The sequence below is a fragment of the Leifsonia shinshuensis genome, from assembly GCF_014217625.1.
Taxonomy (GTDB): Bacteria; Actinomycetota; Actinomycetes; order Actinomycetales; family Microbacteriaceae; genus Leifsonia; species Leifsonia shinshuensis_A.
The window spans coordinates 2,092,601-2,118,407 of the sequence record NZ_CP043641.1; the positions used below are offsets into that span (position 1 = coordinate 2,092,601).

Here is a 25,807-nt window from a genome sequence, read left to right on the forward strand (position 1 = left end):
CTTCTATTTGGCGACACTGATGTGCTTGGACTGGAGGTCCGAGACGGTCCACTCTTGCATGTGCTCAAGCACCTGACGGACGGTGACCTGCTTGCTGACGGCCTTCGCCCACCAGGTCGCGAGCTCTTCCAGGGCTGCGGACTGGTCAGGTCCATCCTTCATCGACCTGCTGGTCTGCACCGCCTTCTCGATCACTGCAGGTGCGTCCTTCTTGGTGTCGCCGAGCAGTTTCGACGGGAGCAGCCCTTCGATGTACTTCGACGAGTCAGCGACGACGGGGAACGTTGCCGCACCCTTGACGGTGTCGGCCAGGAGGGCAACCGACTTGGGGTTCGTCGCGAGCCACCGAGCGAATTCGACAGCCTGTTGCGGGTGCTTGGTCGCCTTCGAAACCCCGTACGCGTTGAAGTAACTCGGAGATACGAGCTTTCCGCCGTCCTTCCAGGTGGGGTAGGAAGCGAGTTCCCAGTCTCCGACCGACTTCGCGAAGTTCTGCTCGTACACCGGAAGCTGCCAGGTCGACGTCGTGAACTGGGACAGCTGGCCTGAGCTGAAGAACTGCATCAGCGCGTCCCACTCGATGTACGTGTAGTTGGCGTCCAGATTGTTGTCGATCACCTTCTGGACTAGATCACCCGCCGCGAGAGACTGGCTTGAGGTGAATCCGACCTTCCACTTGTTCCCATCGGAGGACCACCACTGCGCGCCGGCCTGGGTGGCCCAGTCGCGAAGGTAGGACGGGTCTTCGCCAGGGAAGTTGAAGCTCTTCACGCCCTTCTTGTTCATCTCGATCGCCTGCTGGATCGCCTCATCCCAGTTCTTGGGAGCGGAATAGCCGAACTGCGCGAACGTCTTCGCATTGATCGCGTTGAAGGTCGGGTTGGTCGCGTAGGGGACGCCGACCGCGACCTTGCCGATGTGGACGAAGTCGTAGGCGGTCTTGTCGAACGCCTTGTCGTCGTTGTTGAACCACTTCGAGATGTCCTGGGTGACTCCCTCGACGAGGAACGATACGGATGTTCCGCGCGGCATCTGGAACAAGTCGGGCGCGTTGCCAGCCTTCGCTGCGTTCTGGACTGCCTGGGTCAGGTCGGAGTCACCGCCCTGCTGAACGTAGGTCACCAGTGTGTTCGGGTGGCTTTCATTCCAGAGGGCGACCTGGTCTTTTTGCCCCTGGGTGTTGCCCCAGAAGGTCAGCTGGACCTTCTCGGTGCTGGTGGACGTCGGATTGCTTCCAGCGGTGGAACTGCACGCGGCGAGGGTGAGCGCGAGCCCGATCGCCGCAACGGCCGCGAAGCGCCTGCGTGTTGCCATCTTCTCTCCTTTGATGAAGGTGCCCACTCTTGGAGCAAGCGCTATCACCATAAGACGCCAATCAGTGGATGTCAACTAGTGTTTGATTGCCGTTGCGTCTGGGACAGCGCTTGCAATCTGTTTACATTTCCGGCAGAGTGGGGCAGACAGTGTAGTTAAGTGATGGAGTGTTTGCGCGTGAGTTTCGAACCGATTCCAATGGTGCTCGTCCACGGCTGGGCAGGCTCTGCGGAGTCGTGGCGCCCCGTGCTCGACGCTTTGAAAGACCGCTGGGATGCGCCGGTCGTGGCGGCGCGCCTGCCCGGTTCGCCCGGGGAGCAGTCCGGACGACGTCCGACCATCGCCGACGCTGTTGAGTCCGTTGCTGAGCTCATCGAGGAGCTACGGAGTCCGGTGATCGTGGTCGGTCATTCAATGGGGGCCCAGGTCACACTCCGCCTTCAGGCGCTGGTCCCCGAGAAGCTGGGCGGCGAGATCGTGATTGATCCCGCGTACGCGGCCGAGGACCATCAGTTGATGCCCATGATCGAGTGGGCGGCGCAGATCAATCAGGCCGGTCCTTCAGCATTGGCGGAGTTCTTCGCGGAGTCGTTCGGGCCCGCATTGAGCGGGCCGGATCGCGAACGGATCCTCAACGACTTGTCGGCGACGCCAGCATCCGTGATCTCCAGCTACCTGCGCTCGGAGTACGTCGACGCGGATGCTGTCGGCCTCTGGACTCAGACTTTCCGCGCGGCGAAGCGACGCACTCGGCCGGTGCTCGCTTTCCACTCGACGTTGGAGCGTGCGCTGCAGGAGCGGGCCTTGCCTGCACCCGCAGGGTCGGATATACGCGTGTGGGACGGCGCGGGCCATTTTCTGCACTTGGAGGATCCGATCCGGTTTGCTTCCGATTCCGCTCGATGGGCCGAAATTACTGTGATGAGTGCCCTTACCGCTTCTCTGATGAAAGAGCCGAAGTGAAATACGCCGTCTTGATGGGATCTGCGCTGCTGGCTGAACGGCTCTTCGGCGCCGACCTACACGCTTTGTCGTCCGTTCCGGGGACCCGGCTAGGGCCTGTAGTCACCGCGTTCACCGACGACGTGCTGGAACGGATCCACGACGCTGAGGTCCTCGTCACAGGGTGGGGTGCACCGGAACTGACCGTGGAAATCATCGAGCGACTGCCGAATGTGGATGCCATCGTTCACGCCGGCGGATACTCGCCGGTGCCCCCCGCCGTTCGGGAGCGGCGATTGATGCGAGTCTCGATCGCAGCCGATGTGAACGCGGTACCCGTCGCCGAGTACACCTTGGCGATGATTCTGTTGGCGAACAAAGAGGTATTCCGCTCCGAGCGTTTGTACCGTCAGCATCGCCGTTTCATCGACCGAGAGGTCGCGTTCCCGTTCGCAGGCAACGCGTACAAGACTGTGGGGATCGTCGGCGCTTCCCGCATCGGCCGCCGGGTGGTGGAGCTGCTTCGACCTTTCGACCTGGAAATCGTCCTCTACGACCCGTATCTGTCGGAGGTCGGAGCAGCGGAACTGGGCGTCGAGCTTGTGCCGCTTGCCGAGTTGTTCAAGCGCAGCGATGTCGTCTCCATTCATGCACCGGCTACGCCAGAAACGCACCACCTTGTCGGTAAATCCGAGCTTGCCTCACTGAGCGATGGGGCCACCATCATAAATACCGCTCGAGGTTCGCTTGTCGATGACGAGGCGCTGCTTCAACAGTTGATTTCCGGTCGCATTAACGCGGTCCTTGACGTCACCGACCCGGCCGAGCCGTTGCCCGCTGATTCACCGTTCTGGGATCTACCCAACGTGGTCCTCACTCCACACATGGCTGGGTCAACCGGTACCGAACTCCTGCGAATCGGCAAGCATGTGATCGCGGAGCTGCGTCGCGTCGCCGTTGATGAATCGTTCGCAACACCCGCGTAGGACAGGGGCATCTCCTCTACTGCGCGAACAGTCGAGGCTGCGGCCCGGCGCTAGCTTGATTGCGTAGTGTCGTACGGCGATTCAGGCTGTCGCAACGGCAGCCCGCCGTCTTCGCGCGGACCCGCTCCTGTCCTCAGCTGTGGGAGCGCTTTGGGCGCCTCCCGCGGACCAGCCTGACGACCTCGCGTCAGGTAGTGAGCCAGCGAACAGCGTGGGACAGCAGGGCGACGTGCTCCGTGGAGTCATAGGAGGCGGTGTCGTGACCCAGAGCGTCGAGGACGACGCGAGCGCCCTTCGGACCATACGTGCGTTGCCAAATGATCGGATGATCTCGGCCGCCTTCTTCGTGGGTAGCCAGAATAGTGTTGTCCGGTTCTACGTCAAGGTCGGTGTATCGCTCATCGTCGACGGAGAAGTCTTGGATCTTATCGTTGACTTCGGTGTGAGCGGGTCCGATGCGGATCGCGGCGGTGCCATAGTCCGGGTGGTAGCTCGTGCCGCGCCGCCAGATGCCTCCGATAATGCGCGGCCAGTCTGGAATGCCACGTAGAGAGGTGACCGACGTGTGCATCGCGAGAATGGGAAGCCCTTCCCGCACGTACCACAGTAGGCCAGCACGAGCGCGGGCTTCAGCCGCCGGTTGAGGGTCATCAGGGTAGTTGAGAGCGGGATCGCCGATGTTGACGACCAGGAGGTCAGGTGGGTTCTCCGGCAGGTGGGCCAGCCGCTCGTCGACGTTGCCGTCGACATTCACGATGAAGCCTTCTTCGGCGAGGATGCCTGCCAACCGCTCTGTGGTGGCCGCAAAGGGGTGCCACGGATCAGCGTAGCGGCCGCTGCCGCTGAGGATGAGGGCTGTGCGGTTCATGGTCCTTCACATGGTTGCGGGCCGGGCCGCCCGTTGGCGACCCGGCCCTTGGTGAGTGTGCCGCTACTTACTGGCGGCGTCGGGGATGCGCAGCACCACTGTCGTCATCGCCGGCACCTTGACGGAGCTGCCGAGTTCGATCGTTGTCCGCTGGCAATTCTGCCGTCCGTGCTTGTCCGGCTTGCCCGAGGTGAGCAGTTCGGCCTTGCCCTTTCCGTCGGTCTTGAGTGTGAACGTCTGATTGGCGGTGGTGTTCTGCCCGATGATGTAGGGCCCGTACTCGAACTTGTAGAACGGCGCTTTGCCGACGAGCATCGATTCCACACCAGGAATGGCGGCAGCGCCGAGCGTCGGATCGGGGATATCGGCAGGGATCTTCGCCAACGCGAGAACGTCTCCCGCAAGCGCCTGGTGGATAGCGTCACCGGGCGGCGGGAAACCACCTCCGGGGATGAAGCTGGGCTTGCCAGTTCCGTCGTTGATGGCGAAATCCCAGGTAACCCAGTCCGGCACCGTATAGGTGTTGGCGGAGACCTGACCCGCGATCTCCTCACGGACGATCGCGCAGCGGTTCTCGGCGGGTCGCACCAGGTGCACGCGGGCGATCTTGTTGATGCCCTGCCGGGCCCGCCAGTACGTGGAGGCGTAGAACATTTCCTCGCCGTACTTGACCGCCACCACCCCATTGGTCTCATCGGTGAACAGGAAGTTTGGTGCGTCCCAGTTGCCGGGCAGCCGGCTGTTGGAGTTGGGCAGCGCCTGGAATCCTGGAAGGTCGCGAGAGATCAGCCGGAACGCGTTCAATCCGACTCGTGCGCTGAAATTGGTCAGCAGGAGATCGAGTTGCGGTGCGAACTGGCCGTCACCGATCATCTCCTGGGTCCAGCCGATGATGTCTGCGTCGCTGAACGCGACTGCGGCCATGAGCGGGTTGGAGTCCCAGGCCGTACGTTCCGCGTACGCGATCTCACCGGGGTAGACCTCGTTGCGCCAGCCGATCTCGGTTTCCAGCCGGCCGAGCTTGTTGCCGTCTTTGTCGATGTCGAAGTAGCGGAAGTAGGACCGCGCTTTGATCATCTTCACGATCTGGTCCCGGATATCGGTCGGGTTGACCGGATTTGCCCCGTCGGTCATCGACTCGTAGAGCATCACCAGCCAGTCGGTCACCTCACCGTAGTTGCCGACATAGCCGAGTTCGCGAGTGAGTCCCGCCGGTGTAGTGGTGAAGTAGTTGCTGCCGAGCGGCTTGGAACGGGAACCGTCGGCCTGCAGCACTCCCAGCCACGGCTTGATGCCGACCGCCTCACGCGCCCATTCACGCGCCTGATCCTCCGGCCATGCGTCCTGCGGTGAGAGCAGGCTGAGTCCACGGTTGGCCTGGTAAATGCCGATGGCGGTGATCTGTGCCTGGTTGCTGTAGTGCCGGAAGTTCTGCACCCAGTAGTCGCGGCTGGATTTGAGCATGTCGGTGTATGCGTCTCGCCGGGCGACCGGGGATGCCTGCGCGGGCGGCTGGGCGACGATAGTGAGGTCGTCGAAGTACGCCGTCGTTCCCGGAGCGGTGCGGAACCAGATCTCGGCCTGGGTGGCACCAGCCGGGACGGTGATGGTGTTGGTGACGAGCGTCCAGCCGGTTGACCCGGCGGGCGCGAAAATGTTGTGGTCTCCGCCTGTGAACACGTTGTTGCCGTCCCAGAACACGGCGTCCATGCCGGCTTTTGCGTTGGCGGCGTCCGTCTTCACCCAAACCGAGTAAGTGAAGGAGCCGGCGCCGACCTGGATTCGGCCGGAAGGCCCGACGAGGGTGTCGCCGGGACCGCCGCCTGCCGCGATCTTCAGCGATGAGGTTCCCGTGTGGTGTTCGGTGGTGTCTCGGCTGGCGGTGCCTGGGCCGGCCCAGGTGATCCAAGTCCAGCCGGTGGGCATGGCGGTTCCGAGTTCGAATCCGGGGTTGACGAACTGGGTGGCGCCGGTCGACACGGACTTGGCGAGCTCGCTCTGGAAGCCTTGTTCGTTCCAAAGCAGGGCAGTGACCAGGCCGACGCGGCCGAAGCCCTGCCACTGCTGGTCAGAACCAGTGAGGACCGTGGCGTCCTTCTTCCACGCCCGGTAACGGCCGTCGATTGCTTCGCACGTTGCCCGAAGTGCGTCGGGGTTGTTGTATCCGGCGCCGTCCTTCCAGAAGTAACCGCGGGCGATCGTCTCCATACCCCATCCGTCGGTGGTGGAGTGATCGGATCCGTATATCAGGCTCTGCTGGTCGCTGAGCACGCGAGCTCGGATCGTTGCCAGCGCTGCTGCGTCCGTGTTCGCTCGTGTGGTCGGCGTGGGCGCATTGCCGAACACGTCGTCTGACGCCGGCACGAAGTACGGATCCGCGTGGCTGTAGGCACGGTACAGCTTCCGCGAGTCAGTGGTCTGGTTCCCGAAGAACTGCGCCGCGTTCTGGCCGTATGCGTAGATGCTGCCGAAGGATTTCACTTCCAACTGCAAAGAAGTCTTGCCCTGGGTGAGCTTTTCGGGAAGCGGGAGTGTGTGAACGAAGAAACGGCCAGGGAATCGCTCTTCCGTTGTCCGCAGGTCGGCGTTGTCGATGTTCCCCTGCTCGAGATAGCCCAGGCTCTGGCCGTTGATGAAGAACTGAAGACGCCAGTCGTGGTTGTCGTCCGGGGTGGACTCTCCGCCGAACAGCTTGATGCTGACGTAGGTGGTGCCGGTCGGCGCGACCTTGATCGTGAACGTCACGGAGCCGCCCCAGAACTGTGCTGGGCTGAGCGGGTTCAGAACCCGCGCGCTCTGGCTCAGATCGCCGGCCACAGTGGTGGAGCTGATGGCGGTCAGGCCGTGGGCGGTCTCTGAAGTGGGGTCGCCGAAGATGACGGTATCCAGCGGGCCGGTGCTCGGCGGTGTCATCTTCTTGTCGGATTGGACGTCGGTGTAGCTCCAAGCGGTGCTGCTGAGCACCGCTGCGCTGACAGCGCTTGCTCCGCCGATCAAGGCGGTTCTGCGCGATAATTCTGTGGCCACTGATGTTCCTCTCACATCGTTGTGGAAAGCGCTTGCCCCGTCAGCGTAGATCACATGATGAGCATTGCCAAGGCTCCTGGACGCTTTCGATCGCTTTCGAATTTGCTTCGAAAATGACACCCAATATGGGTTAGACACTGCGGTCTGCTTGGGCACGGGTGAACGCCGCGTGACGCGGGATTCCACTCGCGATGCGGTGCTACGCGACCGAATCTCGTAACCGTCGCCTCAGCCGAGTGGCTGACCGATATTCACTGTCGGGTGAGGTCCTGATCGAACTCGGTGATGTCGTTCTCGAGGCCGGCCAACCAGCGTTTGATCTCTGCAACGAACTGGTCCGGTCGTTCTTGATGGAGAAAGTGGCCGGCTCCGTTCCAGATGCTGATCGAGGTCTGGTGCCCGTGTTCAATATCGACACGTGCGCGTTCGGGGTTCGGGTAGAACGCGAGTGTAGGTGTCACTCGCGCCCCAACCCAACGCGCTGCTCCGGTGATCGGTCCGATTGCGTTGCTGGTGAGGTAGTTCGACTCGTAGATGGAAGAAAGTACCGCGGCGGGCGTCGTGGCAACGTCGTGAGCTGCCCGCAGCTTGAGGCCGTAATCCGCGCCCGCGGAGAATCCACCCTCGATCGATTCGGCTGGGTCTAGTCCCCCATCTCGCCGGTAGGCAGCCAGCCGGTTCGGCACGTCCCTCATCTCCGACGCGCGGGCGCCGTAGGAGGGATCAATGGACACCACACCGTCCACGAGGTCTGGGCGTCTCACGGCGACCATCGTGGCGATTGACCCGCCGAGCGAATGTCCGATGAGGATGACGCGGTTTCGTCGCGACTGTTCTATTGCCGCGATGACGTCGTTTACCAGCAGGTCGATAGTGACGGGAATGTCGCCTGCTGGAGTGCCTCCGTGACCACGCAGATCCAGTCCGATCGCGCAGCCGATTCGAAGGAGACCAGGAAGCACTTCCGCCCATGCTGAGCAGGTGCTCCCCCAACCGTGGATGAGGACAAAGAGTGTGTCGCTGCTCGGCTCGCCGAGGTCAAGCATGAACGTGCGGTGACCGTTGACGGTGCGGTATCCGCTAAGCCCAAAGACAGCGCCCTTGCTCACGTCACTCCTCGCAGTCTGTTTTGGAACGCGGAGCGAAGCCGTCTCGGCTTCGCCCCGCGTTGCACGTGGTGTGTTGTTTACTTCTTCTGCTTCTTCAGGTAGGCGTTGGCCTGCTTCTCGAGCTCCTCGCGCACCTTGTCGGCGCCGGCGGTGTCAACGGCCTTCTTCAGGTCGCTGAGACCCTTGTCGACATCGACTGCACCCACCGCCAGCGGCAGCCCGTACTGGACGAGGGCTGCCTGGACCTGAGCGTCTTCCTTCTGAACCGGTGTCAGGTCGGGGATGAAGGTGGCGAACGGGTCGGTTGTGAAGTTGTTGTAGTCCTGGGCCCAGTCCAGCCATCCGGCCTCGGACTCGCTGATGTCGGTGGAGCGACGCTCGAGCGGGACTCGCCAGCTGAGTGCGTATCCGGGGAAGCCGTTGTAGTCGCTGACCTGCCGGTACTTGGTGTCGCCTACGGCCTTCCAGTCGGTGCCCTCGATGCCGTACTGGAGCAGGTCGTGGTTCTCCTTGATGGAGACCCAGTCGATCAGTTCGAGGGCGGCGTCGACGTCGCCGCGCGCGTTAACGACGACCTGGTTGTCGGCCTGGAAGGTCTGGTTGGGCTTGGCCTTCTTGCCGTCGCGGAACGGAAGGACGGTCATGACGCTGGCGTTCGGGACGGCCTTCTTCAGCAGCGGCAGGTGCGAGCTGGTCGCGGTGCCGTCGGTGATCGCCCAAACAGTGGCGGCGCCGCCCTGGTTGAACAATCCGTCGCGGGTGGCCGCGTCGGTGTTCAGAGCGTCGGCGTTGATGATGCCGTCCTGGTAGTACTTGCGGACGAGCTTCATCGAGTCGATCGAGTTCTGGTCCTCGTAGAACGGCACGAGGTTGGCGCTGCCGGTCTTGGTAGCGTCGAGGGCCGGGAAGTAGAGGATCGAGTTGTTGGAGAAGCCGACGGGCATCCGGTTCGGGTTCTCCCAGGCCGCGCGAGTCCACGAGGCAGTCGGGGAGCCGATGACGTCGATCAGAGCGGAGTTACCGGAGTCGACGTAGGGGGTCATTCCCGATTCGTGCTGCTTGATGTCGTACCAGAACTTCTCGAGCGCGTCGTAGTCGGCGAGCTCCCCGTGGGCATACTTGTCGACGAGATCACCTCGGACGGTGAAGTTGATCACTCGGGCGGCGGTGTTCACGGCGGGAATGCCGTAGAGCTGGCCGTCCCACAGGTTGGAGTCGATGACCCGCTTGGAGACGGTCTTGGTGATGTTGCTGTACTGGCCGCTGTTGAGCTTGTCGCTAAGGCCGACGATGGCCTTGGAGGCGACCAGCTTCTGCATGTTCAGCCACCGTGCCGAGAGGGCGGTCTGGAACTTCTCGCCGGAGGTGAACTTCAGGACGGACTGGGTCGGGTAGTTCGTCCAGTTGATGAACTCGGGCTTGATGGTGAAGCCCTTGTCCGCCTGCAGTTTCTTGTTGAGCGCGGCGAGGACGCCGTTCCAGTTGCCGGTTGGAGCGACACCGGGCAGCAGCAGGCTGTATTCCTTGCCGCTGCCAGCGGCGCCGCCCGGGGTGCAGGCGGCCAGCGCGAACATGGCGAGAGCTCCGCCGGTTCCCGCGAGGAAACCGCGTCGCGACAGCGCAGCGCCATTGGTGGATGCTGACATGTGACTACCTTTCAGTGAGCGTGGTGCGGGTGGGTGCAGGGTCGTGTCAACCCTTCGAAGCGCCGAGCGTCAGACCTTTGACGAAATAGCGCTGTGCGAATGGGTAAGCGAGGAGGATCGGGCCGACGGTGACGACGGTCATTGCCAGACGGAGCTGGTAGACCGGGGCGGCGGGAGCGTTGGAAAGGTTCGCCGCGTTGGATACCGACGAGATCAGGTTCTGTAGCACCAACTGCAGCGGGTACATGTCGGTGTTGCTAATAAATAGCAGCGCCATGAACCAGTCGTTCCAATACGTCACGGCGTAGAACAGCGCGATGACTGCGATGACTGGTTTGGATAGCGGGAGCACGATGCGGAAGAAGATTCTGAGCTCGCCGGCCCCGTCCAGCCGCGCAGATTCAAGCAGCTCGATCGGGATACCTCGGAAGAAGCTGACCTGAACAAAAATGAGGAACGGAGCGACCATCAACGGCAGGATGACCGCAAAGTAGCTGTCGCGCAGTTGCAGATACTGGGTGACCAGAATGTAGAAAGGGACCAGGCCGCCGGCGAAGATCATCGGGATATAGGAGAACACCGCGAGGAACCGACTGATCCGCGGCAGCCCGCGGGCGATCACCCAGCTAATCCCTGAGGTTGCCATAACCGCCAGGAAGGTTCCGACCGCGGTGATGAAGATCGTCGAGAAATAGGCCAGTCCAAGCCGTGGACCGGTGAAGATGGCGATGTACGCGTCGAGGGAGAAAGGCGAAGGCCAGAGCGAGTACCCGGTGCGCGAGAGAACCTTCTCGCTCGTGAACGAACCGGAAACGATCAGCCAGAACGGGAAGATACAGATCAGGGCGAACAGGCTCACCCCGATGTAGCTGATGACAGTGAACGACTCGGGACGTCGTCGCGCCGATCGGCGAGTGGCCGGTGCCGGCAGCTCGAGCATCTGGCCGTCGTTAGCGGACTGCGGGGCGGTGGTAGTGGTTGTCACAGGATGCTCGATTCTTTGGAAACCTTGCGCTGGATGAGCGTCGCGATGGTGACCAGGACCAGACCGACAACGGACTGGAACAGGCCGATTGCCGCGGTGGTGCCGAAATCGCCGAGGGTGCGCAGAGCTCTGAAGACGTAAGTGTCGATGACGTCGGTAGTTGGGAAGAGCGTTCCGTTGTCGCCGACGATCGCGTAGATCGTCCCGAAGTCGCCGTAGAAGATGCGCCCCACTCCGAGAACGAGCAGGATCGCCGCAGTCGGGATGAGCAAGGGAACGGTGATGCGGAAGGCCATCTGCGCTCGAGACGCCCCGTCGATGACACCGGCTTCGTACACCTCTTCAGGGATGGCGGTGATGGCGGCCAGGAAGATCACGCTGAGATAGCCCGCTTGCTGCCAGATCTTGACGAATGTCAGGATCCAGGGCCACGGTCCCGGGGTGGTGTACCAGGACACAGAGGGCGCACCGAACACGTTGAGTGCGTCGTTGACCAGACCGCCCCGGCCGCCGACGCCGGCGAGGAACACCTGGAGGAAGATACTGACGATGATCGGCGAGACGAAGTAGGGGACGAACACGATCGACTGCAGCCCCCGCTTGACCAGACGCCCCTTGATCTCGTTGAGCATCAGAGCAAGCAGAACTCCGGAGATCATCGTCGCTGCCAGGAACAGCACGTTCAGGAAGATCGTGTTGAACAGAATGTGGCCCGCGTCTCCGGAACTGAAGAAGAACGCGAAGTTGTCAAAACCGTTCCACGGTGAGTTGAATACGCCGTCGGTGATGTTGAAGTTCTTAAACGCCACGACCAGGCCCGCCATCGGCCCGTACGAGAAGATCAGGAAGAACACCACTGCCGGCAGCGCCAAGATGACCAGCCCATAGTCGCGGCGGCTGAATCGAAGGCGGGTAGCTTTACGATTCTTCTTCCGGCGCTGCGCGTTGGTCTCGGCCGTCTGCGCGATTCCCTGGTCGGCGCTGAGCATGTCAGCCATTGCTGTCCCGTCTTTCGGGACCTTCAGCTGACACTGCCGACTGCAGCGTTGCCACGGTAGGCACCTCGCTGTGCATCACATCTCCTAGCGTCGTTGCTCGCCTCGAAATTTCGAAAGCGCTTGAGGAGAGATTGGCACACTCCCTCAGCCTCGTCAACTCTGAGTCTTTGCAGACAAGGGGCGACCTGGGCGACAGCCCGCCAACACAGGGAAGAGAGTGCGCACTGTGATCAAAGCGTGATTATCGAAAGTGCCGAATGCGCTTGCGAAGTTGCGAAGAGCGTGTGACGATTGTCGGCAGCCCCGCTGCCAGTGGGGCGTGGGTGAACAAAGGAGTTACCATGTTTGGCAATTTGACCGGGTGGCACGCGCTGATCCTGTTGGCTGTCGTGCTTCTCGTCTTCGGTGCCGCAAAACTGCCGGCTCTCGCGCGGAGCGTTGGTCAGTCGGTGAAGATCCTCCAGAAGGAAGTTCGCGATAAGCCGGCGACCTCTGGCGAGGACACCTCGGTCGCCAACAGGGACAACGGCGCGGTCGAGTCGACGGACGCGTCCGCTCGACACGCCTGATCGAGGCGATCATGGGGCGTTCACGAACCCCCAACCGGGAAGCCCGGATGGGGTTACTGGAGCATCTACGTGAACTACGCAAGCGGCTATTCCGGTCAGCGCTTGGAGTGATCGTCGGGGCCGTCGCCGGCTGGTTCGTTTCCTCCCTCGTCCTGAATTGGCTGCGAACGCCTGTGACAATTGCTGCATCGACTCAGGGCAGGCCGGTGGCGATCAACTTCCCGTCGGTGTCGGCCGCGTTTGATCTGCGGATAGAGATCGCGATCATCACGGGTCTGGTCATCTCAAGCCCGGTCTGGCTTTATCAGATCTTCGCGTTCTTTGTGCCGGCGCTGACTCGCCGCGAGAAGTGGTACACCTTCGGCTTTCTTGGCGCGGCTATCCCACTCTTCATTGCAGGTTGTGCGGCTGGGCTCTTCGTGATGCCGCACATCGTCCAGCTGATGACGGGGTTCGCACCTGCCGGGTCCTCGTCATACATCGACGCGAGCGGCTACTTCGACTTCGTGATGAAGCTAGTCATCGTCACCGGTGTCGCGTTTGTTCTGCCGGTCTTCGTTGTGGTCCTTAACTTGGCGGGTGTCGTCTCAGGCACGGCGGTGCTGCACTCCTGGCGGTGGGCCGTCATTGGAATCTGTCTCTTCACTGCGATCGCGACCCCGGCCGCCGACGTACTGTCGATGCTGCTGCTGGCGGCGCCGATGCTGGTTCTCTACATCGCCGCGTGCGGCATCACCGTCGTCAACGACCGCCGTCGCGAGCGTCGGCTTGAAGCCGAGACTCGGCAAATGCTGGCACCCACTTCTGTGGAGTGAGGATTCTCTCCCATGCTTGGACTCACCTTCGACAAACTGTTGATCATCGGCGCTATCGCCGCGTTCCTGATCGGACCGCAGCGTCTGCCGGCAGCTGCCGCGGCGTTGGGCCGATTCGTGCGCGGAGCGAAAGCATTCGCCACTGACGCCTCCCATCGAATGCGCGAGGAGGTGGGACCGGAGTTCGATGAGATCGATTGGAAACGCTTGGATCCGCGCCAGTACGACCCTCGCCAGATCATTCGCGAGGCTTTGACCATCGATTCCCCGCCTGCTCGAGCATCGATTGAGGAACCGCTTACTGTCGCCGCCGAGGAGAAACGCGCCGACTGAACAGACTCACGCTCCGTCTATTCAGTGCAGGGAGACGCGGGGCGTAAGGGCGAATGGGAGGCTGCCGTGGGCAGCCTCCCATTCTTGTCTCGCAGGCCGGCCACGATGACGCATCATGTGCGCAACTCGCGCCTTCCGAACCACACCGGGTGAGCTGTCACGTGGCCGCGACCGCCGGCAACACGTCGATAGCGAATCGGCTCAAACCGTCCCGGGTCCCCATGAGCGCGACGTCAACGGCCCCAACCCGCCCTACGCCCCGCAGGAGCGATCGCGTCGAGCCCTTATGTTCGCCCCCCCTTCTTCGGGCGCGATCGGAGCAGAGGAACTCAGGCGCGGAGGGGGCAGTGGCTGGATCGGTTCGCGGAGACAGAAATGTCCGGCGTGCCGTTAGGGCAGTGCCGGACATTCCGCGTCGACGCTCGCTGGTCAGGGCTTCGCCGAGTGGTCGGCGTCCCGGCGGCGAGCGTCTCAGTCTGGTTGCCGGGAAGCGTCGGTCAGTGCAGTGCAGGAAGGAACACTCGCATGGTCGAAGGTCCTCGTTCGGCCCATTCGTGATAGCGCACGAGGGGCACCTCGGCGGCGGCGGCACCGATGTGGACGGACTCGGCGGCGAACGGCCACGGTCGATCTCGCTCTCGTCCGACTTGGCCCACCCTCACCCGGACGGTCGTTCCGTCGTATCGGCCGCTGTCGGCGTAAACACGTACGTCGTCGATGCTTCCGTTTTCTGGCAGATCAATCGACTCCAACGCATACACCTCGGGACCACGCTCAAACGCGACGGTGTCGCGGACAGCATCGATCCGGTCATCCGGGTAGCTCACCCGAACCTCGAGCGGAAACTCGATGGTCAGTCGGTCACCGTCGCGAACAGGCGCGGACGCATATCCCGGCAGGACGGCTCGCTGCCCGGCCCGGTCGGAGAGCACCGCGGTACCGGCCCAGGAAGGAACACGGAATTCGAGCGAACCTGCACCGTCGGGCGCACTGTGCACGAGGATTGTCACTCGACCATCAGCTGGGTAGTCGGTCTGCATTTCGACGTCCCAGCCATCGACGGTGATGCGTGCGGAGGCGAACTGGTGGATCTGGAGACTGCTCGCGGAGTGCGTAGCGATGTAACACCCGATGCTCGCGAGAGTGCGCGCAACATTCGGGGGGCAGCAAGACACCTCGAACCAGGGCTGACGGCCAGACGCGCCACCGCGGATCACGACTCCGTCCTCGTTCAGCGGTGGCGGAACGTGCTCGACCCGCTGATGAAGGACGTTGGCGTAGAAGAAGGAACGACCGTCAGCAGCCGGCGACGTCGCGACGACGTTATAGAGCGTCCGTTCGATCAAGTCGGCATACTCGACTTTCCCGGTGGCAAGCAGCAGACGCCAGCTGAACATGATCGAGGCGACGCCGGCGCAGGTCTCACAGTACGACCGATCCGGAGGCAGGACGAAGTCCTCGCCGAAAGCCTCATCCATGTGGTGGGATCCCATTCCCCCAGTGATGTACGTCCGCTTCGCCACCGTGTTCCGCCACTGCAGCTCCAGAGCGTCCAGCAGTTCGGTGTCACCGGACTCCACAGCCACGTCGACGGCCCCCGCCGCTAGGTACAGCGCGCGAACCGCGTGACCGCGGAGGACGTCGGCGTCGCGAACCCGCATGTCGTCCTGCCAGAATGCCCGGCCGAACTCGAACAGCGGCAGGGTGCCCTCGCCGCGACGTTCGATGAACAACGCCGCCTGGTCCAGATACTTCTGCTCGCCGGTGATCCGATGCAGTTCCACCAGCCCCAGCTCCACTTCGGCGTGCCCGCACACCTGGTTGAGGCCGTCAGGCCCGAACATCACGCAGACGTGGTCGGCAAGCCGGATTGCGACCTTCAACAGTCGATCGCTACCGGTGGCGCGATGGTGTGCCACAGCCGCCTGCATGAGGTGACCGAAACAGTAGAGCTCGTGGCCCCATTTGAAGTCCGAGTAGCGCGGGCGTTGCCACGGGCGACCGAAAAGGGTCTGCACATACCCGTCGGGATCCTGCGCTCCCTCAACGAGGGTAATGAACCGGTCGAGGACGGGCTCCAGCGCCGTCGAGCCGCGGGCGACCTCCCACGACATCGCCTCGATGAGCTTGTAGATCTCTGAGTCGGCGAACTCGCGGCCACGGTGGGTGTAGGGCTGTCCAGAACGGGCGGCGGCGAGGTTCGCGGTCCAACCGAGCCGGTCCACCCATTCAACGGCGTGCGGAATGATCGCTTCCGCGTTGAGCTTCTGCCTGTCACCCCAGAAACCCGCCGACAGGTGAACGGATGGAACCCCGATCGGTTCCAGTTCGCCGATGGTCGGTGTAACCGGCGCCGCTGCCCTTTTGGGCGCGGCGAGCACTTCGGTGTGCAACTGTTTCTCCTCAGAACGGAACGGGTGCAGGAAGTATCTTCGAAAATATCGCAAACGCTTACGAATTCCAAGACAGAGCTTTCTGCCGTATAGTCGAATCAGTTCTTGATCGCTGAATACCGCGAAAAACCGGGGAAGACGATGAGCCTAACCAAAGAAGGAGGCGCCAGCCTGGCGGATGTCGCCAAGCTGGCAAACGTCTCCCAAGCGACCGCTTCGAAAGCGCTAAATGCGAAGATCGATGTGAGTCAGGCCACTCGTGCCCGGGTGGAAGACGCGGCTCGAGAACTCGGCTATGTACCAAACACGTTGGCACGCGGGCTCATGAACGGCCGCACCGGAACAGTTGGCGTCATCACCAGTGATCTCGACGGGCGGTTCGCTCTGCCGATCCTGATGGGCGTCGAAGACGCACTCGGCTCGGATAAGGTCTTCGCCTTCCTCTGCGACGCCCGCGGTGACGACGTCCGGGAGCAGACGCTCTTGAACGCGCTGATCCAACGACGGGTTGAAGGCGTCATCATTGTCGGCAATCAGACCGACCTTCGCCCGTCCCTCGGCCGTGACCTCGGCTTGCCGATCGTCTACGCGTACGCGATGTCAGAGGACCCAGAAGATGTATCGGTCACCGTTGACAACTATCAGGTTGGGCAGATTGCGGCGCAGCACCTGATCTATTCCGGCCGCCGCCGGATCGCTCACATTTCCGGGGAGGCTCCGCACTCTGCCGCGCGCAAAAGGCTTGAGGGAATCGTTGACACCCTCGCCGAGAACAAGATGGAGCTCGTCGGCACGCCTTTGTTCGGAGACTGGTCCGAAGGGTGGGGACGTGCGGCTACGGCGATGGTCCTGGACCGCGACGAACCCATCGACGCAATCCTCTGCGGCAGCGACCAAATCGCGCGGGGCGCACTCGATACCCTCCGGGAGCGAGGCATCGACGTTCCCGGCCAGATTGCCGTCATGGGAGTGGACAACTGGACGCTGCTGGCCGCGAACTCGCGGCCGTCGCTGACCACGGTCGATCTGAACTTGGAACGGTTGGGCCGAACCGCCGCGCAACGACTTTATGACCCAGATTTCTCATCGAATGCGGGTATCGAGTATCTGCCGTGCTCAGTGGTGATTCGAGACTCCACGATTCCTCGCCTTTAGTTCTTCACCTGACCAGTTCTGCACCTGACCCCGAGCTGTCACTGTCGGAAAGGCTCTCTTCACCCATGTCCGCTGCGCCCGCGAACGTGCTCGCACTCCCCCACGCCGAAGGAAAGGAATTCCGCGTCCAATGGTCTGACGAGCAGCCGGCTCATTGGACGGTGGGAGCATTGGATGACGTCGATTCGTTGCTGCGGCCGTCGCCGCTCGTTGAGCTGTTCACCGCAGCTGAGCAGCGCGCACGCAGCAGCCAAAGCTACATTGAGTCAGCTGTCGGGACACGACTTCGAGTGATTGACACAGAGCTGACGACTGAGGAAGCGACCGAAACGTTGCGTGTGAAGCAGCGCGACCCGATCACCGGTCTCTTCGTGGAGAGCAGCCTGACTTGTTGGAACGGCCTCTCCGTCGTTCGCATCACTCACCGAGTCGTCAACGATTCGGGCGTTCCGCAGGTCCTCACAGCGCTCGCGACGACGATCGGAGTCGGCCACAGCGAACCGCAGCTCGATGACTTGGAGTTGGCGTGGGCCAGCAACGAATGGCTGGCCGAGAACCGCTGGCACGTTCAGCCGCTGCGCGACCTGCTACCGCAGCTCAACCTCACGTTCCACGATCAGGACGCGCGTGGACGGTTCGCGGTCTCAAGCAACGGCGCCTGGTCGTCCGGCGCATACCTCCCGGTCGGCATCCTTATTGATCGAAGCTCCTCGCTTGCCGCGGGTTGGCAGATCGAGTCCGGTGCCGGTTGGCAGTGGGAGGTAGTACAGAGCCGGGCAGGTGCGACGGTCACGATGTCGGGACCCACCGACCTTGAGAGCCACTTCGCGCGTCGCCTGGTTCCCGGGGAGAGCTTCGAGTCGGTCCCGGCAGCTATCGCGATCTCCACCAACCACATTGAAGGCGTGGTTGGTGAGCTCACCGCCTACCGGCGCCAGATCACGCCGAAGCCGGCGGCCCTTCCGGTCATCTACAACGACTTCATGAACACGTTGATGGGGGCAGCGACAACGGAAACGCTCACCCCTTTGATCGATGCTGCTGAGGAAGTCGGCGCTGAATACTTCATGATCGATGCTGGCTGGTCAGGGTTCGGAGACTGGTGGGACACCGTTGGTGAGTGGCGTGAACTGGAAGGACGGTTCGAAGGTGGCCTGCGCGCACTGACCGACCGGATTCGTTCAAAAGGGATGACACCCGGGCTCTGGCTGGAGCCAGAAGTCGTCGGGGTACTCAGCCCTCTGGCCATTTCCCTCCCTGAGGAGGCGTTTTTCAGCCGGTTCGGCGAACGAATCGTTGAGCACAACCGTTACCGGCTTGACCTGCGTCACCCTGCTGCACGTCGGCATCTTGACGAGACTGTCGATCACCTCGTGGAAACGTACGGCATCGGCTACTTCAAGTTGGATTACAACATCAACAACGGACCTGGTACTGACCTGGGGGTGATCGCGCCAGGAGACGGTCTGCTTGGTCACATTCGGGAGTTCGCTGACTGGCTGGCCGACATCCAGCGCCGACACCCCGGCCTGCTGCTGGAGCATTGCAGCTCAGGCGGTATGCGCTTGGACTACGCGGTCCTTCGCCACGCGCACATCCTTTCGACCTCGGATCAGCAGGACTTCAAGCTCTACCCGCCAGTGTCGGCGTCCAGCCCGATGACCGTCCTTCCAGAACAGTGCGGCAACTGGGCGTACCCATCGGCGGCGATGAACGACGAGGAGACGATCTTCACTCTCGTGTCCGGTCTCGCCGGCCGACTCTACCTCTCAGGCTTCCTCAATGAGCTACGTCCCAGCCAAATTGGCTTGGTCCACTCCGCGGTAGCGTTCGCGAAGAATCGTGCCAGCTGGCTGCAGACGACGATCCCACGTTGGCCATTGGGCCTGCCCGATTGGGATAGCCCCGTCGTCACACTGGAACTCGACGGAGACGACGACGAGCTGCTTTTCGTGTGGAACCGCGACGCCGAAGAGCAACCGATCGTGATCCCCGGCACCTCGCACCTCAAGTGCGTGTTCCCAGCCGATGGGGACAATGCACAGCAGTGGGCGACCGGCAAAACGGACGCGGGAGACCTCGTGCTCAAGGCGCCATCGATGTCCGCCCGAGTGTATTCGCGCCGCATCGACGCCTGACGACTCGGAAGGCCCGCGACCGCCACACCCACGGCCCTGGGCCTCACCTCCTGCGCGCGTGTCAGGCGCGGAGGCGCCCCGCCGAGAGGAGAATGCTTGGCCGCATACATCTCTAGTGAGTCCGCGTCCGGCGGTCGGAGAGAAGGTGGGTAAGCTGCGATGGTGGTTCGGAGGAGTACGTCGGCGTCCCGTCCGGCGGTCGCGGAGGTTTTCACGACCGCTGTCTTCCGCGCCCTCGCCGACGCGCGCCCAGGCGGTCGCGCGAGGAAGGTAGAGCTCCTGGCCCCGCTGGTCAGCGATCCCAGCGAGCAGACATTGGCCGAGGCGTTCGAGGCTGGCCACAACTACCTTCGCTCGAATTATCGCAACGAGTACCTCTACAAGAACACGATCATCTCCAAGATCGTGTTCGGGAGGCACACTTCTCGGACTGCTGCCGCCCAGCTGGAACTGCAGATGGGACTTTCGTACGCTGACGTCGTGGTCTTCAACGGCACGTCGACGACGTACGAGATCAAAACGGAGCTGGACTCGTTCGCCCGTCTCGAAGGCCAGATCCGCGACTACTCCACACGGAGCGAGCATGTGAACGTGGTGACGTCGACTTCGAAGGCTGCTGCTGCCGAGGCGTCGTTGCCCGCGCATGTCGGGATCATCGCTCTGCAACGAAACGGCGCCATGACGACGATCAGGCCGAGTGTGGGCGGCCTCGACCGTTTGCGCTCGGATCACCTATTCCAGATGCTGCGCACCAGCGAAGCCATCGAAGCCCTCGGCAACGCTGTCGGCTACCAACTCGACGTGCCGTCCGGAGACGCCTGGAAACGAGCGCGGGAACTCTTCAGCGGCCTCCCGGTGGATGTTGCCCACGAACAAACCATTCGTGCGTTGCGCGGGCGATCCACCACAGCGATCGACCTCACCTCGCGCGACGGGTTCCCCGACGCGCTCCGGGCTTTGGCGTACGGAGTGGACCTTTCCAAGGTGGGCCGCGAACGCCTCGTGGACCGATTGAGGAAACCGCTTACCCTCGTTTTGGAGGGTTGAGAGACCCGGTCAGGACCGACAGTCTTAGCGGGCACCGATAAGAGGGGGATCCGCTATGTACTTTCCATACCTGCACGGCAAGGAGGGTGAGCTCAAGGCGCTCAAGAGCGTCGCGGCGCTCCTGGGAACCCCGCAACGGATCTTTCCCATTCTGGAACCGGTTCGATCGATCAAGGCGTTGGAGCGTGCAGTCTTCACCGACTTCGCGACCGCCAACGCGCAGCTGTACGTGATTACAAACCCGTCGCAGGGGCAGCTGGCGGATCTGGCCGCGTTGGCTCAATGGCAGTCTGACTTCTCGAGTTGGCTGGCATCACCAGTCGTCCGTCCGACGCTCTTGATCCTCCCGACGACGCCTCTCGGCGAGGTGAGCGCCTTCGCGACCACCTACCCCTCACAGCCTGTCGGCGTCGTTGTGCGCTCCAGCACGCTGTCTGCCGCTGATGTGAAGACCGCGCTGGGGGGGGCGAACGCGCTGATCTTCGTTTACGCCACCGCTACACCTAACGCGTATGTGAATGCTTTCGGGGCTGGCAGCGTGGTGGTCGTGCGTGATGCGTTCAACGCGCAGGACAAGAACGCTAGCTACAGCGGAATCGAAACCTTCGACGACGATCACGCAACGTATGCCGCCGCGGGCAGACCGGGATTCTCGGACTTCACGCCGATGCCTCCGCGGATGAACAGTGGTGGCGGTGGCCCTGCCGCGGCGATTGCCCTGCACATGAGCTTCCGAGACAGCGGTGACATCAACGTCCAGCATTTCGTCTCTGACTCGACCACGCAGGGCGATGGGACGAACTCCACCAAGTTCCTCGAGGCGCTTGACCACCTGGCTGAGCAGGTGCGGGTGACGCCGACACGGTTTGACAGTTCTCCGGGGCTTGACGAGTTCCTGACACTACATCGGGACCGTCGGGCCACGAACGGCGCCGGCTATAAGGCGTGGCAGACGTCCCACCACATCATCACCATCGCGCGGGAGCTTGGCATTTAGCGTGCCAGCGCCAATGCGCTGCCATGCTCCCGACGAGGGCTTCGGCCCGCCTGGCAGGTCGGCGCGCGGCCCGTTCATCGGCGCAATGCTGGGTAGACTCGGGCCAGGGACGCACCAGCCGTTCGGGCCCATCGCTCTGGCTCACGGGTAGCGGCATCCACGCCCCCGGCGAGGTCGGTCAGGCTAAGTGCAATGCCATATCCGCGTGTGTCTGCGGCGATCGCCCCAGCAACGAGAAACGTCTGCCGTCCGTTGGCTCGCCCCAACTGCGACACGTAATGCGGGACCTTTCCCGACGCCGACTGGCTGTCGTATCGCCCCTCGCCGGTGATGAGGACGTCAGCGTTCTGGACGATCCCCGGCAGTCCAAGAATGTCGCCGACGGCGGAGGCTCCGGAGTGGAGTGTGGCGCCCCATGCTAGGAGTCCGTAGCCGGTCCCACCGGCGGCACCGGCACCGGCGCTGTCCGCACGACCAAGCGCCTGTTGGAGGTTACGCAGCCCGGCTTCAAGTTTCGCGATCACATCTGCTGATGCTCCCTTCTGCGGACCGTAGACGCCGGCAGCGCCGTTCGGTCCCAAGAGAGGGTTGGTGACATCGCTGAGGATCTGCACCCCTCCTGGTGGGAGCGGCCGCAACGTGGACAGGTCGACCGCGGCGATCTCGGCGAGCCCTCGCCCTCCCAACGGCACTGGGCGGCCCGATTTGTTCATGAACGATGCGCCGAGGGCGGTGAGCGCGCCGACTCCCCCGTCCGTCGAGGCACTGGACCCGATGGCAAGCACCAGACGGGATGCACCAGACGCAAGTGCCGCCGCAATGGCTTGACCGAACCCGAAAGTGTGGGCATCCAATGGAGCCAATTCGCGCAGAAGGCTGACCCCGCTCGTAGAGGCCAGCTCGATGATTGCCGTGTTGTCCGGCAGCAGCAGCCATGACGTACGGTGAGGCTCGCCGGCGGGTCCGAGCACGGTGAGCGGCCGCTCCTGCGCGTCAAGGTATGCGGACCGAAACGCGTCGATGGTGCCTTCGCCGCCGTCCGCCATCGGCGCGACAACGACGTGATCATCGGGTCGCACCGATCGCCAGCCGGCAGCTATCGCAGCCGCAACTTCTGATGCTGATGCGGAGCCTTTGAACGAGTCCGGGGCGATGACCACCCTGGCCGACTCGTGCGAGGCGGTCATGGGAGTGCCAGCGGTATGCACGCGGCGAACGCATCAACCGTTCGCGCGACCACTTCCGCCGGCTCTGTGTCCCAGATCTCGGCGTTGAAGATCTCTACCTCGACATCGCCTGCATACCCGGTAGCAGTGATTGCCCGGGTGAGACTCCGAAAGTCGACGTGCCCATCGCCCATCATGCCGCGCGCGAGCAACGCGTCGGACGGGATCGGGGTGAGGAAATCGCACACCTGGTAGCTTGCGATCCGCCCGGCCGCACCGGCCCGCTCGATCTGGGTCAGCACCTCCGGGTCCCACCAGATGTGAAACGTGTCGACCACCACCCCGACAGACGAGGCGGGGAACGGCTCAGCGATGTCGAGGGCTTGGCCAAGGGTGGAAATCACGGCCCTGTCGGCGGCGTACATCGGGTGCAGCGGCTCAATTGCGAGGGTGACGCCGGCTGCCTGTGCATCTGGCACGAGTTCGGCGATGGCCTCGGCAACACGGCTGCGAGCCCCGATCAGATCGGTGGAACGGTCCGGTAAGCCCCCGGCGACGAGGACGAGTACCGGTGCCGATCCCGCGGCACCTGCTGCCGCAAGAGCGGCCGACTCGTCGATGGCCCGACGATTCTCATCGATCGCTGCGCGCCGAGCAGGGCCCTCGAACGCGGTGAAGAAGCCGCCGCGGCAAAGACTTGAGACTCGGAGGCCAGAGTCGGCGACCATACGCGTCGCATTCTGCAGACCGACCTCGGCAACGGGTTCACGCCACAGACCGATCGATTGGACGCCGGCGGTCGCGGTGAGTTGGAGGGCGTCGGCGAGGTTCGCGTACTTGATCGTCGCCTGGTTGATGGACAGTCGAGGGTGTGCCGTGGTCACGCTGTCACTCCATGCATAGTCAGCAGCTGGCTCCATCGCGCTGCGGCGAGCTCCGGACGTTCGAGCGCTCCGGACACGTTCGCGAGCCGGACGATCTCCGAGAGGTGTGGAAGGCTCCGTGCGGCGTGTAGCCCGCCGACCATTGTGAAGGAGGCTTGATGTCCGTTGAGCCAGGAGAGGAACGCCACACCGGTCTTGTAGTAGTACGTCGGCGCGGCGAAGATCTGCCGGGAGAGCGCTTCGGTCGGACCGAGGACCTCCCGGTAGCGACCGACATCACCGGCATCCAACGCTTGAATCGCAGCGGATGCTGTGGGCGCCAGCGCCGCGAATGCGCCCAGCAGCGCATCGGAATGAACGTCGTCCTCGCCCGCGATCAGACGCACATAGTTGAAGTCGTCACCGGTGTACATCCGGACGTGCTCGGGTAGCTGGGACCGCAACGCAATCTCAGCGTCCGCGTCAAGCAGGCTCATCTTGATGCCGTCGACGTTGTCGACGCCGGTTTCGATGATGCGCAGCACCGTGTCGACGTCACCGAAGTAGCCGGCAAGCTGCGGGTCGAACGCTGGACCCAGCCAATGCAGGACGACCGGAGCGGACGCCGCATCCAACACCTCCCGATAGACACGCTCGTAGTCGGTGGGCGACTGGGCAGCACGAGCAAGGTGCCGACTGGCCATCAGAACGACGCCGGCGCCAGCATCTTCGGTGAAATGGAGCTGTTGCTTGTATGCGTCGATCACTGCATCTAGGGGGATGACCTCATCCTCGATGTGATCGGTATTCACTCCGACGACGATGCGGCCTCCGACCGCGTGCGCGTCGTCGGCGCTGCGTGCGATGAGTTCACGGGTCGCAGCGGGGTCTAATCCCATGTTGCGCTGGGCTGTGTCCATCGCGTCGGCGACGCCGAGGCCCCAGCCGTAGATGTGCCGCCGGTAGGCCAGGGTCGCGTCCCAGTCGATGTCGGCCGGTGCGCCGGGCACGTTGTCCGCCCACGGTTTCGGAATGACGTGCGCTGCGGCGTAGGCGACGCGAGACTTCAAACCCGTCGTAGGTCGGGTGTAGATCGGCGCGTCTTCGAGTTGCGCCGTGGTGGTTGTTCCGTCGGCGTTGAGCAGAGTGATGGACGTCATCAGATGCTCACTTCGGGCAGGTGAATGCGGCGGCCTTCGCGTGAGGAGATGAGACCCTGCTCGGCGAGCTGGACGCCGCGCGCTCCGGCGAGGAAGTCGTAGGCGTTGGGCGCGTCGTAGACGACGTGGCGGATGAACTCCTCCCACTGCGTCTTGAAACCGTTCTCGAACACCTCGTTGGCGGGCGATTCGATCCAGTCCGTGTCGTAGTCGTGCTCGTCGGCGAGGTCCGGGTTCCAGACCGGCTTCGGGGTGGCGTTGCGCGGCTGGATCTTGCAGCCGAACAGACCGACGACGGCGCTGCCGAGGGTGCCGTCCACCTGAAACTCGACCAGCTCATCCCGGTTCACCCGGGTGGTCCAGGAGGAGTTGAGCTGTGCAGTGATACCGCCCTCCAGCTGGAAGATCGCGTACGCGGCGTCGTCTGCGGTTGCGGTGTACGGCTCGCCCTTCTCGTCGACCCTGGTCGGGATCTCGGTCACGGCGTGCGCGTAAACGGACTCGACCCTGCCGAACAGGTTCTCCAGCACGTACGACCAGTGCGGGAACATGTCGACGACGATGCCGCCGCCGTCCTCCGCACGGTAGTTCCAACTCGGCCGTTGCGCGGCCTGCCAGTCGCCCTCGAACACCCAGTAGCCGAACTCGCCGCGCACTGAAAGGATGCGGCCGAAGAAGCCGGAGTCGATGAGGCGCTTCAGCTTGCGCAGGCCGGGCAGGTACAGCTTGTCGTGCACGACGCCGTTCTTGATGCCGGCGGCTTGCGCGAGGCGGGCGAGCTCAAGCGCCTCCTCGAACGATTCGGCGGTCGGCTTTTCGGTGTAGATGGCCTTGCCGGCGGAGATAGCCTTCTTGATTGCGGATGCGCGGGCTTGCGTGACGAGGAAGTCGGAGTAGATCTGCCAGCGTTCGTCTGCGAGGACCGCATCCAGGTCGGTGCTGAAGTTCTCGATGCCGTGCTTGGCGGCAAGCTCGGCCAACTTGGCCTCGCTGCGGCCAACCAGGATGGGTTCAACCTGGACGCGACTGCCGTCGGCGAGGAGCACCCCGCCTTGCTCGCGGATGGCGAGGATCGAACGCAGCAGGTGCTGGCGGTAGCCCATACGGCCAGAGACGCCGTTCATGATGATGCCGATGGTCGACGTTGACACTGGGTACTCCTTGATTTGTGCGAATGTGGAAAGCGCTTACCAGAGAGTACAGGGACGTCTGTCACAGGGTCAAGTCATGCGAAACCGGGGACGTTCATCCGCGCGCCCGACGGACGGAACTGTCGAAGCACGCAATCCGAGATGC

Annotated in this window: 21 protein-coding genes; 9 read left to right on the forward strand and 12 right to left on the reverse strand. The window is 63.0% G+C overall.

Annotated elements, in window-relative coordinates:
• Positions 1 to 3 precede the first annotated feature (3 nt).
• The gene (locus F1C12_RS10025) at positions 4 to 1,341 is read right to left on the reverse strand and encodes an ABC transporter substrate-binding protein (RefSeq protein WP_219732702.1); all 1,338 of its coding nucleotides are present in this window, start codon (positions 1,339 to 1,341) and stop codon (positions 4 to 6) included.
• A 150-nt stretch (positions 1,342 to 1,491) separates the two neighbouring features.
• Here F1C12_RS10025 and F1C12_RS10030 point away from each other — a divergent pair, with 150 nt between their 5' ends.
• Together F1C12_RS10030 and F1C12_RS10035 are read left to right on the forward strand one after the other, a co-directional pair.
• Positions 1,492 to 2,277 (forward strand): alpha/beta fold hydrolase, encoded by a 786-nt coding sequence (locus F1C12_RS10030; RefSeq protein ID WP_185278589.1) that lies wholly within the window; start codon positions 1,492 to 1,494, stop codon positions 2,275 to 2,277.
• On the forward strand, positions 2,274 to 3,242 hold the full coding sequence (locus F1C12_RS10035) for a hydroxyacid dehydrogenase (protein ID WP_219732703.1): 969 nt from the start codon (positions 2,274 to 2,276) through the stop codon (positions 3,240 to 3,242). Before F1C12_RS10030 ends, F1C12_RS10035 begins: the two co-directional genes overlap by 4 nt.
• A gap of 187 nt (positions 3,243 to 3,429) precedes the next feature.
• Here F1C12_RS10035 and F1C12_RS10040 read toward each other — a convergent pair whose 3' ends face one another.
• The 6 genes from F1C12_RS10040 to F1C12_RS10065 form a co-directional block, all read right to left on the reverse strand.
• Positions 3,430 to 4,110, reverse strand: a complete 681-nt coding sequence (locus F1C12_RS10040) for a ThuA domain-containing protein (protein ID WP_185278591.1) — start codon at positions 4,108 to 4,110, stop codon at positions 3,430 to 3,432.
• A gap of 63 nt (positions 4,111 to 4,173) precedes the next feature.
• The gene (locus F1C12_RS10045; protein WP_185278592.1) at positions 4,174 to 7,107 is read right to left on the reverse strand and encodes a Tat pathway signal sequence domain protein; all 2,934 of its coding nucleotides are present in this window, start codon (positions 7,105 to 7,107) and stop codon (positions 4,174 to 4,176) included.
• A gap of 281 nt (positions 7,108 to 7,388) precedes the next feature.
• On the reverse strand, positions 7,389 to 8,246 hold the full coding sequence (locus F1C12_RS10050; protein WP_185278593.1) for an alpha/beta fold hydrolase: 858 nt from the start codon (positions 8,244 to 8,246) through the stop codon (positions 7,389 to 7,391).
• Positions 8,247 to 8,323: 77 nt separating this feature from the next.
• Positions 8,324 to 9,892 carry an ABC transporter substrate-binding protein gene (locus F1C12_RS10055; RefSeq protein WP_185278594.1) on the reverse strand — a complete coding sequence of 523 codons (1,569 nt, stop codon included), beginning with the start codon at positions 9,890 to 9,892 and terminating at the stop codon, positions 8,324 to 8,326.
• A 46-nt stretch (positions 9,893 to 9,938) separates the two neighbouring features.
• Positions 9,939 to 10,877, reverse strand: coding sequence for a carbohydrate ABC transporter permease (locus tag F1C12_RS10060; RefSeq protein WP_185278595.1), 939 nt, complete (start codon positions 10,875 to 10,877; stop codon positions 9,939 to 9,941).
• Positions 10,874 to 11,875 carry an ABC transporter permease gene (locus F1C12_RS10065; RefSeq protein WP_219732704.1) on the reverse strand — a complete coding sequence of 334 codons (1,002 nt, stop codon included), beginning with the start codon at positions 11,873 to 11,875 and terminating at the stop codon, positions 10,874 to 10,876. Before F1C12_RS10065 ends, F1C12_RS10060 begins: the two co-directional genes overlap by 4 nt.
• A gap of 341 nt (positions 11,876 to 12,216) precedes the next feature.
• On the opposite strand from F1C12_RS10065, the gene F1C12_RS10070 reads away from it, so the two are divergent.
• The 3 genes from F1C12_RS10070 to F1C12_RS10080 are packed head-to-tail and all read left to right on the forward strand — an operon-like array spanning position 12,217 to position 13,592.
• Positions 12,217 to 12,444, forward strand: coding sequence for a twin-arginine translocase TatA/TatE family subunit (locus tag F1C12_RS10070; protein WP_185278596.1), 228 nt, complete (start codon positions 12,217 to 12,219; stop codon positions 12,442 to 12,444).
• Between the two features lie 47 nt (positions 12,445 to 12,491).
• The gene (gene tatC, locus F1C12_RS10075; protein ID WP_185278597.1) at positions 12,492 to 13,259 is read left to right on the forward strand and encodes a twin-arginine translocase subunit TatC; all 768 of its coding nucleotides are present in this window, start codon (positions 12,492 to 12,494) and stop codon (positions 13,257 to 13,259) included.
• Positions 13,260 to 13,271: 12 nt separating this feature from the next.
• A complete protein-coding gene (locus tag F1C12_RS10080; protein ID WP_185278598.1) occupies positions 13,272 to 13,592 on the forward strand; it encodes a twin-arginine translocase TatA/TatE family subunit in 321 nt (106 codons plus the stop codon).
• Between the two features lie 497 nt (positions 13,593 to 14,089).
• Here F1C12_RS10080 and F1C12_RS10085 read toward each other — a convergent pair whose 3' ends face one another.
• Complete coding sequence (locus F1C12_RS10085) at positions 14,090 to 15,985, reverse strand: glycoside hydrolase family 127 protein (RefSeq protein ID WP_258046208.1); 1,896 nt, start codon at positions 15,983 to 15,985, stop codon at positions 14,090 to 14,092.
• A gap of 105 nt (positions 15,986 to 16,090) precedes the next feature.
• Between F1C12_RS10085 and F1C12_RS10090 the strand changes: the two genes are divergently transcribed.
• From F1C12_RS10090 to F1C12_RS10105, 4 genes are all read left to right on the forward strand, one after another.
• The gene (locus F1C12_RS10090; RefSeq protein WP_258046209.1) at positions 16,091 to 17,140 is read left to right on the forward strand and encodes a LacI family DNA-binding transcriptional regulator; all 1,050 of its coding nucleotides are present in this window, start codon (positions 16,091 to 16,093) and stop codon (positions 17,138 to 17,140) included.
• 65 nt (positions 17,141 to 17,205) lie between these two features.
• The gene (locus F1C12_RS10095) at positions 17,206 to 19,278 is read left to right on the forward strand and encodes a glycoside hydrolase family 36 protein (RefSeq protein WP_185278599.1); all 2,073 of its coding nucleotides are present in this window, start codon (positions 17,206 to 17,208) and stop codon (positions 19,276 to 19,278) included.
• A 159-nt stretch (positions 19,279 to 19,437) separates the two neighbouring features.
• Positions 19,438 to 20,325, forward strand: coding sequence for a sce7726 family protein (locus tag F1C12_RS10100; protein WP_185278600.1), 888 nt, complete (start codon positions 19,438 to 19,440; stop codon positions 20,323 to 20,325).
• A gap of 55 nt (positions 20,326 to 20,380) precedes the next feature.
• On the forward strand, positions 20,381 to 21,322 hold the full coding sequence (locus tag F1C12_RS10105) for a sce7725 family protein (RefSeq protein ID WP_185278601.1): 942 nt from the start codon (positions 20,381 to 20,383) through the stop codon (positions 21,320 to 21,322).
• A gap of 74 nt (positions 21,323 to 21,396) precedes the next feature.
• On the opposite strand, the gene F1C12_RS10110 is transcribed toward F1C12_RS10105, so the two are convergent.
• From F1C12_RS10110 to F1C12_RS10125, 4 genes are read right to left on the reverse strand one after another with little or no spacing between them, the layout of a single operon-like run.
• On the reverse strand, positions 21,397 to 22,509 hold the full coding sequence (locus tag F1C12_RS10110; RefSeq protein WP_185278602.1) for a glycerate kinase: 1,113 nt from the start codon (positions 22,507 to 22,509) through the stop codon (positions 21,397 to 21,399).
• Entirely contained in the window at positions 22,506 to 23,372 is an 867-nt protein-coding gene (locus F1C12_RS10115) for a sugar phosphate isomerase/epimerase family protein (RefSeq protein ID WP_258046210.1), read from the reverse strand. The genes F1C12_RS10110 and F1C12_RS10115 overlap by 4 nt, the downstream gene beginning before the upstream one ends.
• The gene (locus F1C12_RS10120; RefSeq protein WP_185278604.1) at positions 23,369 to 24,511 is read right to left on the reverse strand and encodes a dihydrodipicolinate synthase family protein; all 1,143 of its coding nucleotides are present in this window, start codon (positions 24,509 to 24,511) and stop codon (positions 23,369 to 23,371) included. Before F1C12_RS10120 ends, F1C12_RS10115 begins: the two co-directional genes overlap by 4 nt.
• A complete protein-coding gene (locus F1C12_RS10125; protein WP_185278890.1) occupies positions 24,511 to 25,635 on the reverse strand; it encodes a Gfo/Idh/MocA family protein in 1,125 nt (374 codons plus the stop codon). The genes F1C12_RS10120 and F1C12_RS10125 overlap by 1 nt, the downstream gene beginning before the upstream one ends.
• Between the last annotated feature and the right edge of the window lie 172 nt (positions 25,636 to 25,807).